Source organism: Acidovorax sp. IB03 (genome assembly GCF_016406015.1).
Classification (GTDB): domain Bacteria; phylum Pseudomonadota; class Gammaproteobacteria; order Burkholderiales; family Burkholderiaceae_C; genus Acidovorax; species Acidovorax temperans.
This window is the reverse complement of the sequence record NZ_JAEFCH010000057.1, coordinates 1-12,910: the sequence shown is the minus strand read 5'-3', so window position 1 is coordinate 12,910 and position 12,910 is coordinate 1. Positions and strand designations below refer to the sequence as shown.

At 59.8% G+C, this 12,910-nt stretch carries 12 protein-coding genes; 1 reads left to right on the top strand and 11 read right to left on the bottom strand.

The window, feature by feature from the left end; all coding sequences use genetic code 11:
- Positions 1–252 precede the first annotated feature (252 nt).
- The gene (gene xth / locus IHV84_RS19335; RefSeq protein WP_198848062.1) at positions 253–1,032 is read left to right on the top strand and encodes an exodeoxyribonuclease III; all 780 of its coding nucleotides are present in this window, start codon (positions 253–255) and stop codon (positions 1,030–1,032) included.
- Between the two features lie 117 nt (positions 1,033–1,149).
- Here xth and IHV84_RS19330 read toward each other — a convergent pair whose 3' ends face one another.
- The 11 genes from IHV84_RS19330 to IHV84_RS19280 all read right to left on the bottom strand — a co-directional run bounded on the left by IHV84_RS19330 (position 1,150) and on the right by IHV84_RS19280 (position 12,809).
- The gene (locus tag IHV84_RS19330) at positions 1,150–2,127 is read right to left on the bottom strand and encodes a PA2169 family four-helix-bundle protein (RefSeq protein ID WP_198848061.1); all 978 of its coding nucleotides are present in this window, start codon (positions 2,125–2,127) and stop codon (positions 1,150–1,152) included.
- Positions 2,128–2,341: 214 nt separating this feature from the next.
- Positions 2,342–3,955: a nitrogen regulation protein NR(I) gene (gene ntrC, locus IHV84_RS19325; RefSeq protein ID WP_198848060.1), complete on the bottom strand. Its 1,614-nt coding sequence runs from the start codon at positions 3,953–3,955 to the stop codon at positions 2,342–2,344.
- A gap of 37 nt (positions 3,956–3,992) precedes the next feature.
- Positions 3,993–5,024 (bottom strand): nitrogen regulation protein NR(II), encoded by a 1,032-nt coding sequence (glnL, locus tag IHV84_RS19320; RefSeq protein WP_044402831.1) that lies wholly within the window; start codon positions 5,022–5,024, stop codon positions 3,993–3,995.
- 63 nt (positions 5,025–5,087) lie between these two features.
- Positions 5,088–5,609 (bottom strand): hypothetical protein, encoded by a 522-nt coding sequence (locus tag IHV84_RS19315; protein WP_198848059.1) that lies wholly within the window; start codon positions 5,607–5,609, stop codon positions 5,088–5,090.
- 202 nt (positions 5,610–5,811) lie between these two features.
- Positions 5,812–7,227, bottom strand: coding sequence for a type I glutamate--ammonia ligase (gene glnA / locus IHV84_RS19310; protein WP_142081568.1), 1,416 nt, complete (start codon positions 7,225–7,227; stop codon positions 5,812–5,814).
- Positions 7,228–7,394: 167 nt separating this feature from the next.
- The gene (locus IHV84_RS19305; RefSeq protein ID WP_198848058.1) at positions 7,395–8,216 is read right to left on the bottom strand and encodes a molybdopterin-binding protein; all 822 of its coding nucleotides are present in this window, start codon (positions 8,214–8,216) and stop codon (positions 7,395–7,397) included.
- 5 nt (positions 8,217–8,221) lie between these two features.
- Entirely contained in the window at positions 8,222–9,121 is a 900-nt protein-coding gene (locus tag IHV84_RS19300) for an EI24 domain-containing protein (RefSeq protein ID WP_198848057.1), read from the bottom strand.
- Between the two features lie 41 nt (positions 9,122–9,162).
- On the bottom strand, positions 9,163–10,176 hold the full coding sequence (locus IHV84_RS19295; protein WP_198848056.1) for a sterol desaturase family protein: 1,014 nt from the start codon (positions 10,174–10,176) through the stop codon (positions 9,163–9,165).
- 39 nt (positions 10,177–10,215) lie between these two features.
- Entirely contained in the window at positions 10,216–11,013 is a 798-nt protein-coding gene (locus IHV84_RS19290) for a polysaccharide deacetylase family protein (protein ID WP_066695607.1), read from the bottom strand.
- Positions 11,014–11,025: 12 nt separating this feature from the next.
- A complete protein-coding gene (locus IHV84_RS19285; protein ID WP_142081575.1) occupies positions 11,026–12,012 on the bottom strand; it encodes a YncE family protein in 987 nt (328 codons plus the stop codon).
- A gap of 53 nt (positions 12,013–12,065) precedes the next feature.
- Positions 12,066–12,809 carry a 16S rRNA pseudouridine(516) synthase gene (locus IHV84_RS19280; RefSeq protein ID WP_198848055.1) on the bottom strand — a complete coding sequence of 248 codons (744 nt, stop codon included), beginning with the start codon at positions 12,807–12,809 and terminating at the stop codon, positions 12,066–12,068.
- Positions 12,810–12,910: the final 101 nt, after the last annotated feature.

The window sequence follows — 12,910 nt, the reverse complement described above, 5'->3', positions numbered from 1 at the left end:
TCAAACTTCTACTGCCTCCCCGGCAGAGCCGGGGGGCCTCCTTTTGGTAGCTAGGATAACCCTGGCCACCCAAAACAGCACCTTGAATCATGGGCAATCCATCAACTGCCCGCCTCCCAGTGGGGAGGCGGCCACAATGCAGCCTGACGCGGCGCCTTCAGCCGCCCCGAACCCGCCACCTCACCTGAAGCTGGGCGGCCCCACAGGTTCTAATCCTCTCCATCTCTGGACTCCATCACATCACACCCACCCATGAAAATTGCCACCTGGAACGTCAACTCCCTGTCTGTGCGTCTGCCCCAAGTGCTGGCCTGGCTGGCCACCAACCCGGTGGATGCCCTGTGCCTACAAGAGCTGAAGCTGACCGATGACAAGTTTCCGCACGCTGCGCTGCAAGACGCGGGCTACCACGCCGTGGCGTTTGGGCAAAAGACGTACAACGGCGTTGCCATTCTGACCCGCACGCCGGTGCGCGACGTGGTTCGCAACATTCCGGGGTTTGACGACGAGCAATCCCGCGTGATCGCCGCCACGCTGGACACGCCCGAAGGCCCGCTGCGCTTGCTCAACGGCTACTTTGTGAATGGTCAGGAGCCCGGCTCGGAAAAGTTCGCCTACAAGATGCGCTGGCTGCAGGCTCTGCACGACTGGATTCAGGCCGAAATGGCTGCACACCCGCGTCTGGTGCTGGTGGGTGACTTCAACGTGGCGCCCGAAGACCGCGACTCTTACGACCCGGAGGGCCTGCGCGAAACCATTCACCACACCACGCAAGAGCGCGACCATTTCAAGGCGCTACTGGCGCTGGGGCTGACGGACGCCTTTCGCATGTTTGAGCAGCCGGAGAAGTCCTTTTCATGGTGGGATTACCGGATGCTGGGCTTTCAGAAAAACCGGGGCTTGCGCATTGACCACATTCTGGTGAGCGAAGCCCTTCGCCCCCAAGTCACCGCGTGCGTGGTAGACCGCGCCCCGCGCAAGAACCCCCAGCCCAGCGACCACGCGCCGGTGGTGGTCACCTTGGGGGCCTGATCTACGCGCACGGCCCTACCACCGCACCACGCAAAAAAGCTGCAGAGCTTTCACTCTGCAGCCGCTAGCGTGACGGCAGGCCGGGACACCCCCGGCCTGTTTCGCTTCAGGCGCCGCTTATCGCTGGGCGTAGCTGTCGCGCAGCGCACGCACTTCGTCGTGGTTGCGCTTGGCGCCCTGGGCCTGGCGCTCCAGCAGCGCGCGCACGTCGGCAGGCAACGCGGCGTTCAAGGCCTTGCGGTAGCGGGCCACCGCAGCGTCTTCACCACGCTCGCACTCCTCCAGCACGGCCTTGTCGTCGCGCGATGACAGCGCAGCCTTCACCGACACCCAGCCCCGGTGCACCGCCCCTGCGATGGTGCCGCCGGAAGCGGGCTCGCCCCCAAAGCGGCGAATTTCGCGCTCCAGCTCTTGCGCTGCTGCGGCGCACTGCTGCGAGTGGCGCAGAAAGATGCTCTTGAGTTCGGCCGAATCGGCATGGTCGGCGCAGGATTGGAAGCCGTACTCGCCGTCGCGGGCAGACTCCAGCACGTCGTTGAGAACTTCCACCACATCGTCACCGTCAGACGTATCCATGGCTCCCACGGCACTCGCAGCGCCCTGGGTGCCTGCGCTGCCCAGGCGGGTGTGGGCACGGGTGGAAGCGCGATCCCAGGCCGCCCGGGTCGCAGGGCGCACATCAGACCAGGCCAGGCCGCCCGTGGCGTGGCGGGCACGCCAGTCGTCCGCCAGTCGGGGCTCCACGGCATCGAAGTCGCCTTCGTAGCGGCCCACGGCAGACCAGCCCAGCTCGTAGGCCGGACGGTATTGCTCATAGGGGCGACCTGGCACGTGGTAAGGCTCGCGGGTGTAGTTGTCACGCCAGTAAGCGTCTTCTTCGGTGGGGTTCACCGCCTCGGCAGCCGCCTTGCCGGCCAGTCCGCCAGCAACGGCACCTGCCACGCCACCCACCACAGCACCCACTGGGCCGCCAAAAGCACCAGCGGCTGCACCTGCAGCAGCGCCGCCCAGGGCAGCACCTACGCCGGTGCCCACGGGGTGTGCGCCTGGCTCATTGGTAATGGGGTCACGGTTGGCATCTCTGTAATCCGACATGAAACATCTCCGGTTGGTTGACAGTGATTTCATTATTGAAACCACCGCCCGCCACCGAGGTCGGAGGAAGGACCCCACCGGTGTAGGACAGAGAGCCCCTGTCTTGACCGTCACGCCAGTGCTGCAGCGCGGCCCGAGGCCGCACGCTGACACCGCGCAGCAGCTATCAATTCAATAGCTGCTGGCGCTTATTCCATAAGCGCTAGAGGCCAATTCAGCCTTCATCTGCCGCATCCAGGCCCAGTTCCTGGATCTTGCGGGTGATGGTGTTGCGGCCAATGCCCAAGCGCTGCGCAGCTTCCATGCGCCGGCCGTGGGTGGCCACCAGCGCGGTGCGGATCAGCTGCGATTCAAACCGGCGGTTGAGCACATCCCACACATCTGGCTGGCCCGTGGCGAGCAGCTTTTGCGCTTCTGCCTCCAGCGCATGCTCCCACCCCAGGGGCGCAGCTACGGGGGGTGCAGCCACGGGCGCTACAGCGTCACCCAGGGGCCTGATGGATGCATCGGCTGGCGGGGCAGCCCAACCCGCAGCCCCCTGGCTGGGCACAGCCACCGGCGCCACGGCCGCTGCAGCGGGTGCGGGCTCAGGAAGGGGCACAGGCGCCGGGGTGGGCGTAGCCGCCACGGGCTCGGCGACCGGCACCAAAGGTGCTTCCAGCACTTCAGGGGGCAGGTCTTGCAGCGAGATCACCTGTGCAGGTGCCATCACCGTGAGCCAGTGGCAGATGTTCTCCAGCTGCCGCACGTTGCCGGGAAATGAAAACTGCTCCAGGCGGGCCAACGCTGCATCCGAAATGCGCTTGGGCTCCACCCCCAGCTGCCGCGCACTTTGCTGCAGAAAGTGGCGGGTGAGCATGGGCACGTCGGCGTGGCGTTCACGCAGCGCGGGCAGCCGCAGGCGAATCACGTTCAGGCGGTGGAATAAGTCTTCACGGAACCCGCCCTCCTTCACGCGCTGCTCCAGGTTCTGGTGCGTGGCGGCAATCACACGCACATGCGACTTGACAGCGGCATGGCCGCCCACGCGGTAGAACTGCCCGTCAGACAGCACGCGCAGCAGGCGGGTCTGCAGGTCAAACGGCATATCGCCGATTTCGTCCAGAAAGAGCGTGCCGCCCTCGGCTTGCTCAAAGCGCCCACGCCGCTGCGTCTGCGCACCGGTGAAGGCGCCGCGCTCATGGCCAAACAGTTCGGACTCCAGCAGGTCCTTCGGGATGGCCGCCGTGTTGATGGCCACGAACGGCCCGTCGGCCACGGGCGAATGTTTGTGCAGCGCGCGCGCCACCAGCTCCTTGCCCGAACCCGATTCACCGGTGATGAGCACCGTGACCACGCTTTGGCTCAGTCGGCCGATGGCGCGAAACACGTCCTGCATGGCAGGCGCCTGGCCCAGCATTTCGGGAGTGGCAGTCTGGCGCTCTTCGGTCACCTCTTCGCGCTGGCTTTCTTCGACCGCGCGGCGGATCAGCTCCACCGCTTTGGGCAAATCAAACGGCTTGGGCAGATACTCGAACGCGCCACGCTGGAAGGCCGAGACGGCACTATCCAGATCGGAATACGCCGTCATGATGATGACGGGCAAGCCCGGCTGCATCTCACGCACTTTTTCCAGGAGCTGCAGACCCGAGCCGCCAGGCATGCGAATGTCGCTGACCAGCACCTGAGGGCCTTGCCGGGCTGGGTCACCCGCCGTCACATCGGCCAGGGCATCGAGCACCTCGCGCGGGTGGGTGAAGCTGCGCGTGGGCAGGTTCTCGCGCGCCAGCGCTTTTTCCAGGACGAAGCGGATCGACGGGTCATCATCTACTAACCAGATCGGCTTCATGTGTGTTTACCTTCCCTGTGGTTTTGTGTCTCAGACCTCAGGGGAGCGGAATCAGGATTCGGAAATCGGTGCGACCCGGAACACTGTCGCACTCGATCAACCCGTGGTGCCGCTGCACAAATGTCTGTGCCAGCGTCAAACCCAATCCTGACCCACCGTCGCGCCCTGACACCAGCGGATAAAAAATCCGCTCTTTGATGGCATCGGGCACCCCGGGTCCGTTGTCGATGACATGCAATTCCAGTGCCAGGCGATAGCGTTGGCGGCCGAAGGTGACTTGCCGGGCCACCCGGGTGCGCAAGGTGATCACGGCATCGCCCTGCGCGATACGCTCGGTCAGGGCCTGCGCCGCGTTTTGCACCACGTTGAGCAGAGCCTGAATGAGCTGCGCGCGATCGCCCCGGAACTCAGGGATGGAGATGTCGTAGTCGCGAACCACCTTGAGCCCCTGGGGGTACTCCACCAGCACCAGCGAGCGAACGCGTTCGCACACCTCGTGGATGTTCACATCTCCCACCAGATGGGGGTGCCGGTGGGGGGCCAGCAGGCGATCGACCAGGCTTTGCAGCCGGTCGGCCTCGTGGATGATGACCTGGGTGTATTCCTTGAGGTCGCGGCTTTCGAGCTCCATCTCCAGCAGCTGCGCGGCGCCGCGAATGCCGCCCAGCGGGTTCTTGATCTCGTGCGCCAGGTTGCGGATCAGCTCCTTGTTGGCCAGTGCCTGCTCGCGCAGGCGCTCTTCGCGGTCCTGGCGGGCCTGCTGCTCCAGCGGCCACAGCTCTACCAGCATCTCGCCCATGCGCTCGGAAGCGGCCACGTTCACATGCACCGGCACCGGGTCTTGCGTGGGCCGCCGCAGGCTGGCCTCAAACCTCAGTGCGGCAAAGTCTTGCACCTTGGCCCCGGTGAGCGCTGTTTGCAGCAGCGCAGGGTCGGTAAAGAAGGCGGAGAAATCAGCGCCTTCAAGCGTGCGACGCGACAGGCCCAGCGTGTTCTCCAGCGCTGCATTGGCAAACTGCACAGCCCCATCGGCGCGCAGCACGGCGATCAGCGTGGATAGAAGGTCCAGAGAATGAAAACGGCTGAGGCCCTGGTTGGCGTCAGCCGCAGTGGAAGTGCTCACGGGTCAGAATCAGTTGGCGGGCAAACGGCTCAGCTCACGCTTGATACCAGCAATATCGCTCTCGCTGCGCGCCACGGAGGCCTTGAGTTCTGCCGTGCGCTCCATATAGCGCTGGGGGTTGCGTAAATCCAGCGCATTCCGTTCTGGCTGGCCGCCGTTGTATTCCTTGACCAGCTCGGCATGGCGAGCTTCGGCTTTGCGTAATTCGGCCTCCAAAATCGCGCGGGCATCGGAGTCGCGGGCGCGCTGGTCGTTGTTGGTCACTCGCGGTGCGCCAGCGGGGGAGGCAGACGTGGCCGATGAAGATGAAGCAGCAGACGACCCACCACCGGACGCAGCGCCCCCGCCACCCGAGGGGCGTGAGCCTTGAATCACCGTGACGTTGCCGCCTTCCACCAACTTGCAGCCACGCTCTTTGGCCTGCGTGGCGTTGTTGGTGTATTCATTTCCACAGCGATAGATTCGGTCTTGCGCAAAAGCGGCCACGGGCAAGGTCGCAATGATCCACAGGGTAAGTAGCGTTTTTTTCATAGAGTTCCTCGCACTGCTCATGCAGGATTGCCTTGGAGTATCCCCCAATCGCTGCTCATCGCCAATGCAGCGCCGCCCGCGTCACGGAGGGATTTGTGTGAGGATGCAACGCTTGCAAACACCAGGGTCGTCGCCCGAAACAAAGGCCTCAAGAAAAAAGGCGGCCGAAGCCGCCTTTTGGTTGATCACCCAAGACGGGCAATCACAGTGAGTAGTACATGTCGTACTCGACAGGATGCACGGCCATACGGAAGCGGGTCACTTCAGCCATCTTCAGCTCAATGTAGGCGTCGATCATGCTGTCGGTGAACACGCCACCCTTGGTCAGGAACGCGCGGTCCTTGTCCAGGTGCTCCAGCGCTTGGTCGAGGCTGTGGCACACGGTGGGCACCAGCTTGTCTTCCTCTGGGGGCAGGTGGTACAGGTCCTTCGTAGCGGCTTCGCCGGGATGGATCTTGTTTTCCACGCCGTCCAGACCCGCCATCAACAGAGCGGCAAAGCCCAGGTAGGGGTTCATCAGTGGATCAGGGAAGCGGGCTTCCACGCGGCGGCCCTTGGGGTTGGCCACGTAAGGAATACGGATCGAAGCAGAGCGGTTCTTGGCGGAGTACGCCAACTTCACAGGTGCCTCGAAGTGAGGAACCAGACGCTTGTAGCTGTTGGTGCCAGGGTTCGTGATGGCGTTCAGGGCACGGGCGTGCTTGATGATGCCGCCGATGTAGTACAGGGCGTAGTCAGACAGGCCTGCGTAGCCGTCGCCAGCAAACAGGTTCTTGCCGTCCTTCCACACGGACTGGTGCACGTGCATGCCGGAGCCGTTGTCGCCGTGGTAAGGCTTGGGCATGAAGGTGGCTGTCTTGCCGTAGGCGTTGGCCACGTTGTGGATCACGTACTTTTGCAGCATGGTCCAGTCAGCGCGCTCGACCAGCGTGCTGAAGCGGGTACCGATTTCGTTCTGGCCAGCACCTGCCACCTCGTGGTGGAACACTTCAACCGGAATACCCAGGGATTCGAGAATCAGGGACATCTCGGCGCGCATGTCTTGCGTGCTGTCGACGGGAGGCACGGGGAAATAGCCGCCCTTGACGGTGGGACGGTGGCCGCGGTTGCCGCCTTCGAGCTTGGAGCCGGTGTTCCAGGGGGCTTCGTACTCTTCGATTTCGTAGAAAGTGTGGTTGGGCTCTGTACTCCAGCGCACGCCGTCGAAGATGAAGAATTCTGGCTCGGGGCCAAAGTAAGCTGTGTCGCCCAGGCCAGATGCCTTCAGGTAGGCTTCAGCGCGCTTGGCGATGGAGCGTGGATCGCGGTCGTAGGCCTTGCCATCGCTGGGCTCGATCACATCGCAGGTCAGGATCAGCGTGGTTTCTTCAAAGAAGGGATCGATGTTGGCGCTGCTCGGGTCAGGAATCAGCTGCATGTCGGAGGCTTCAATACCCTTCCAGCCGGCAATCGAAGAGCCGTCGAAGGCGTGGCCCGAAATGAACTTGTCTTCGTCAAAGTGAGAGACAGGCACCGTGGTGTGCTGCTGCTTGCCACGGGTATCGGTAAAACGGAAGTCAACGAACTTGACTTCGTTTTCCTTCACCATCTTCATCACATCTGCAACGGTCTTGGCCATCAGGTTCTCCTGGGTAAAGCGCTTGTTGAAAAATCTACTGAAACTAAGCAGGTTGCGTGCCAGCCGCACTCAATCCCGCACTACGGTGGCGCAGTGCACGCAGCCCCTGCGAGAAGCGCACAACACATTGCACCAAAAATGTTCACACACAGTGAAGCCTGCAAGCACTACAAAGTTCGCACCAACTCGGGGCCCATATCCGCACCAATATCGTGCAGACCTTGCAGCAACGCAGTCCAGCCGGCAGGAACCAAATCCTGGGGGCCTTTCACCCCTAGTTCAATATGGCGTCCGTACTGGGGGTGATCCACACTGGGCAGGCTGAACACCCGCAGACCGGGATGGTGACGCTCCACCTGTTCCATAAGGGGCGTCAGGGCAGCCTCCATGGCCCCCAGCACGATCACAGAATGCTCCACCTGCGGAGCCACGTGAAAAAGATGGCGGTAGTGCTGATCTAGCACCCACTCCATCATGGGCCACGCCATGACCGGGAAACCTGGGAAAAAATGCACCACCCCGCCCGCGGGGCTGGTGCAGCTGAACCCTGGAATCTTGTTGTACGGGTTAGGAATCACCTCTGCGCCCTGGGGAAATACACCCATGTTCAGACGATGCACATTGTCGGCGCGCTCAGGCTCGTAGGCAACGCCTTGTTCTTTAGCCACGTCCTGCATCCGCTCGCGAATCAGGGCTGCAGCCGTGTCATGCAGCACCAGCTCACGGCCCAACGCTTTGGCCGCGCACTGGCGGGTGTGGTCATCGGGCGTTGCACCGATGCCTCCACAGGAAAAAACAACGTCTGACGATGCAAATGCCCGTTGCAAAGTGGCGGTGAGTCGTTCTGGGTTATCGCCCACGTAGTCGGCATAAGAAAGCGCAAGGCCTCTCGCCCCTAACAGCTCAATGACTTTGGGCAGGTGCTTGTCAGCACGCTTGCCCGACAGAATCTCGTCGCCGACGATGATTAAACCAAAAGAGGGAGCCATAGATTTCAATCGAGTGGATGGGAGCTTGGTGGAGGCTGCGCCTGCCCTGGCGCGCCCGGTACAGCAGCACCGTTTGCTGCGCGCACAGGAGCGGCGGCGCCCACCGCAGAATTGGCGGCACGCAATTGCGCCAGCGCCTGCAAGCAGAAGTGAGCAAACCACAGCGATGAAAACGCAAAAACCAGCGTGTAAATCCAGATGGCCAACGGCAAGAGAACCACAAACGCTGCGGCAAACACCACGCCCGAAGCCCACACAATGCTGGGTGCAGCACCGAGGTAACCCGTCAGGATCCCCATGCCCAGCAGGGTGACCCGGTGGCGTCGCAGCACTTCTCTGCGCTCGTCCTTGCTGGCATGCTCGGCCAGCGCGTCAAAAGCCATCACCCGGTAAGTTAGCCACCCCCATATCAAAGGCGGTAGTACCAGCACCAGGGGGGGAACCAGCCACAAAGGCACAGAAAACAACAATGCCAGGAGTGCCATCACCGTGGAAGCCAGCGACCACGAAATGCTGGCCAGCAAAGCACCGCCCTGCTTTCGCTCTAGAGACGGAAACCTCCGAACGGCCACCATATTCACCAGGGCGGGCGTCATCAGAAAGGCGACGGACAAGAGGGAAACGACCACCAACACCGGAGAAGCGAGCAAGACCACCATCAACGGAGCGAGCCAATCCATCACATTGGCAAGGCCCCAAGACGCCAGCCACGACAGCATGCTTGCCAGCAGGGTGGAATCGTCCAGCCATGAAGCCATTCCCTGGACAGCGGCATCCCAATAAAAATGTTGCAACACCAGCGCCAGCAACGCCATCAACAGCAGCGGCACTACAGACAGCAGCATGACGCGCGGCCGCAAACAATATGCGGCGGCTCGCCAAAAAGAATCAAAGAGCAAACCCATGGCGCAAGCATAACGCGCAGATCTGGCGTGCACCTATCCACCTATGCCCGTCCCAACAATCGACAGATGCCGAGCCATTGTTGAGACCAAAAGCCTTTTCCGTAGTCACGTACGCGGCCATGTGCATCGGGCTCGACCTGGTCTCGAATACCGGTAGGGTCATATCTCAACTCAAAATTGGCCGTCCCCATCAGCATGTCCCACCAGGGAAGCAGCACACCAAAGTTGTGCCCGCCCAAGACAACCTTTCTGGCATCAGCGGGGTGGCCGAGCTTGCCACCTTTGGGGGTCTGAACGGTTTCATGCCCTATGCCGATACTGTGGTGCCTGCGGTGAAATCGAGGGCTGATCCAAAGCCGCTCGCCGATGGAGCCAAACCACAGGCGAAGATTGGCATGCTGAAAACTCTCACTCAATTGGGTGATAGCCACAATGGCGATGAACTGGGTCGGAGCGACTCCAATGCACTGGGCTACTACGACCAAGATGATGTCGCGTAGGACGTCATCCAGCAAATGGTTGCGGTTGTCCGTCCACATCGTCATCTGCTGCTGAGAGTGGTGTAGCGCATGCAGCGTCCACCACCACTCAAAATGGTGCTGGCCTCGGTGAATCCAATAATCCACAAAATCAAAGACAACCAGGTAGATCAGCAGGCTAACCCAAGGAATATCCGTGACTCCGGGAAGCAAACCATCTAGCTGCAATGGACTGAAGCCGATGAGGCGAAGCGCACCAAACATCGAGTCCATGAGAGGTATCAGCAGAAAAAAGACTGCGACACGGAACACCCCCAAACGGTGAATGAGCGTGTAGAGCACATCCACCCGGACTGCAGCTTTATTCACTACGGGCTCCACTGGTTTCCACTTTTGCAGAGGCCCAATAACCAGACAGATCACCGCGATCTGAAGCGTACCCACCAGCAACCACCCAGCCGCCGCATAGCCGGACTCCAGAATTCCGCCCCAACCCAGCATAAACAGTAGCGGCTGAATCGTATTTTCAAACACCCACTGCTGGGCGGCGTCAAAAACGCCGGCAACCCAATCCATACGACAGCATCCTTCTTTTGAAGTGGAAATTCCGCGGACTCAAAAAGCCTGCTCTATGCCCAATTGAGGATGATCCTTGAGAGTCTTGAAGCAGAAGCCCTTTTGCTTGAGCCCAACGATAAGAGGCTCCAGTACTGCTGGAGCCCAAGGGTCTCGCCTGGACCATATACCCAAATGCGCCATCAAGATATCTCCAGACCGAATGCCACGCAGCGCCTTGTCGAGCAACATGGCATTACTGAACTTCTCGCTTGGTAGCTCATCGCCCAAAAAACCGGCTGCGGCCCATCCCACATGCCGGTACCCACATGACTTGGCCGCGAGTTCGAGAGATGGAGATAACCTGCCACCCGGTGCTCGAAACAATGGCAGAGGTGACTTGCCGGTGAGCATATGAAGCCTACGAGAAGATTGTGAAAGCTCTTCGCAATAGCCGTTACGGTCAAGAATGTAGGTCTCTCCCTGCCGTGAGCCCGCCGAAGGTTTCACCCGAAATGCATCCTTACCGGCATCCGCAACCCAGTAAACATGGTTAAAAGTGTGAGGAGCAAATTCATGCCCTTCTTTCGCCCGCTCACGCCACCAGCCCCCCCAATGCTCACCGAGGCTACCGTCACCCTCTTTCGTCTTTTCATTGGCGGCAAAAAAGGTAACCACCACTTTCTGCCTCGCCAAGATATCTGCGATCACCGGTGCAACGGCCATGTGCCCGGTATCGAAGGTCAAATAAACGGGCTTCTTGCAGTCTTGCGCAGGCGTGGCTGATGCTTGCGAGTGATACAACCCGGCAAGTGCGAAGCCTCCAGCTACGCAGAGCAGAAAGCGCATGGAGAGCATTTGGCCAGATTATTAACGTGGCGCGTGCTGCAAAGTCCAGACACCGTGAGGTGACTTACCTACCGGTACCTGCTTGATCACTTTTTTCTCCACAGTATCCACCACAGACATCTTTTTGGCCCAACGTGAACTGACAAAGATAAAGCGACCGTCTGCAGAGACGTCCATACAGTCAGGCCCTCCTGGAACAGGATAAGTGTCCACGACCTCTTGTCGCTGCATGTCCAGTTTGCTGATCGTATTGGCCACTCTGTTACTCACGTAGAGATGGCGCTTATCGCCCGCGGCGCGAAAAGCGTGTGCACCACTGCCTGTTTTTATTCTTTTGATGCTTGAAGGTTGAGCTCCGCTCACATCAAAAACCTCCACGCTGTCACTACCGGTCAACCCCACAAAAAGCCGTTTGTCATCAGGGCTGCCGTAAATATCGGCAGGCATGGCGCCTGTTTTCGTACGCCAGCGGATCGACTGCGTCGCAATGTCCATCGCAACCAGCTCATCACTGTCCTGCATCGACACATAAGCAGTGGTGCTTTTGCTATCAATCCAGATATGGCTCGGCGTGCGAGACGTGGCAACCCGTTTCGCCAAGGTCAGCTCTTTACCATCCCATTTATAAAAATCCACATGGTTCAGCCGATTGGCTGCAGTGACCAGCCACTTCATGTCAGGGGTAAATCGAAGATGGTAGGGATCGACGATGTCACGAACAGTTCGCTGGACCTCAGCGGTCCGCGGATCAATGAACGTCAATGTATCGCTGAGCGCATTGGCAATAATGATCGAACGCTCGTCCGGCGTGAGATACAGATGATGCGGCTCCTTACCGGTCGGTATTCTGCGAATCTCCTCCCATGTCACAGGATTGATCACACTGACGTTGGCATCCAACGAGTTCAGAACAAACAATGGCGTCGTCTGTGACGCGAATGCCGAACTAGAAAGCGCAACAAAAGCCCAAAAGAAGAAGAGAAATCGGGATGAGAGAAAGGAACCCACAAACGACCTTTTGATGAATGAAATCGTCGCCCTAATACCAACCAAGGCGTCTCTCAGCCTTGAAAGCCCAAATCGCGCAAATGCTCTTTCCCCAGCCACATCCACTCACCGGGTTTTAAGGACTCGGGTAATTCCAGTGCGCCAATTTGTGAGCGGTGGAGCTGCTCCACCCTGTTACCCACGGCAGCCAACATGCGTTTGACTTGGTGGTATTTACCTTCGAGCAGGGTCAACTTGAGCTGATGAGAGCCAATCAATTCAGCCCCTGCCGCCTTCACAGCTATTGGGTCATCATCCAAGACGACCCCTTCCAACAATTTTGAAATTTGACGAGCATCCACGGGGTGTTTCGTAGTCACCTCATACACCTTAGGTACATGCTTCTTGGGAGAGGTCATCCGATGGATAAATTGACCATCATCGCTCAGCAACAACAAACCTGTGGTGTCTTGGTCCAGCCTACCAACCGCCTGCACTCCTTGGATGGCGTTCTTTGTCGGACGCTGGCGCAATGGCGCAGGCAGCAGGGTGTAGACACTGGGATATGCCGACGGCTTCTGTGAACACTCAGTTCGAGGTGGTTTGTGCAACAAGATATAAGCTTTTTCGCACCAAGGCCACTCCTGCCCTTGCACCAGCAGCCGAAGACCTTCAGGATCGTACTCCGCACTTGAATCAATGCATTTATCAAAAGGCTGCCCGTCAAGACTAACCTCTACCCAGCCTTGCTGAACCAACCCTGCACACACCCTTCGGGTTCCGAACCCTTGCGAAAACAGGATGTCTTGTAGCTGCATATCCGATGGCTTATGGGTATAAGCGTTACGTAAATGTGAATATCAGAGGCCCATAAGACAAACCCCCCCACTCCATAGGGAGAGGGGGGGTATGCGGGCTG